Origin of the sequence: Vibrio sp. Vb2131 (assembly GCF_033338535.1) — a bacterium.
GTDB classification, from domain to species: Bacteria; Pseudomonadota; Gammaproteobacteria; order Enterobacterales; family Vibrionaceae; genus Vibrio; species Vibrio alginolyticus.
Genome location: NZ_JAWOSW010000056.1, coordinates 1 through 953 on the forward strand (window position 1 = coordinate 1; position 953 = coordinate 953).

The following is a 953-nucleotide window of genomic DNA, read 5'->3' on the forward strand; positions in this document are numbered from 1 at the left end:
GCCCAGCACCCTGCCCTTGCCCAGTTTTCACTTTTATTTCCCAAATGTTTTGACTGACAGTTTCCCCTCTGCTCGGGGTTTAAAGCACCATTCAAGCCCAGCCCACAATGTATTCAGCAGTGCAGCCTTAGCCAAGTACATGAGTGAGGTTTTCTACCAAACATCACAATGACCTCATAGCAAGCGCAAGACCATGTGCCCTAGTCACAATGAGTGATTTGAAAGGTTAAATAAGCAATCCCTGTTGACTTCCGGCCAATTCCAGAAATTCTAGACATGTTTTGAAGGCATGGCTCACACATTAAATTCCTGTATTGTAATAAGTCATAGATCACGCATTAGATCACACATTAATTTCCTGTGTTGTATAAGGCATGACTCCCACATTAAATTCGTTCAGATAGTAGCAGACTGCCCCCCCCCCCCCCCCCCCAACGACCCAAGGCCCTGCGCTGGCTGGGCAAGCGCTCTAAAGAGCAATATCCCCCGCCTGCATTAGAATTTTTTTTCCCCCCTGGGGCTGGGGATCGAACCCAGGGCCTTGCGCTCTACCGCTGAGCTAAATCCCCAACCCCTGCATTAGAATTCTTATTCACACAGTAAGACAGAATTTGAATTAGAGACCCAGAAGCCTCTGGCAACCCCAAGTCAAACAAGAGCCCACAGTGTTGGCATTGACAAGCCTCTCCCCAGTTATACTTCATGGAAATCAGCTCTCCAGCACTGCCCACACCCACAGGCCGGCCTGTGACACGGTGTTGACACCATCTATTGAGCAACTAAGAAAAGCTATTCAAACCCTTCCCCATAAAGAGTGAAGCAAAACAATTTTGCTTTTCCCCTTGTAGGATTTTGGTATTTTCCAGGCAACTGTCTGTGCATCTCAACCTTCAGTCACCGCATGAAGGATTTTCATGGGTCTTTAGATTTTTCATCTGAGTTATTTAGTTCCC

The 953-nt window shown here is 47.1% G+C and carries 1 tRNA gene; it reads right to left on the minus strand.

Going from position 1 to position 953, the window contains the following annotated elements:
• Window positions 1-515: 515 nt before the first annotated feature.
• Window positions 516-569 (minus strand) — tRNA-OTHER (locus R7E38_RS22825).
• Window positions 570-953 lie beyond the last annotated feature (384 nt).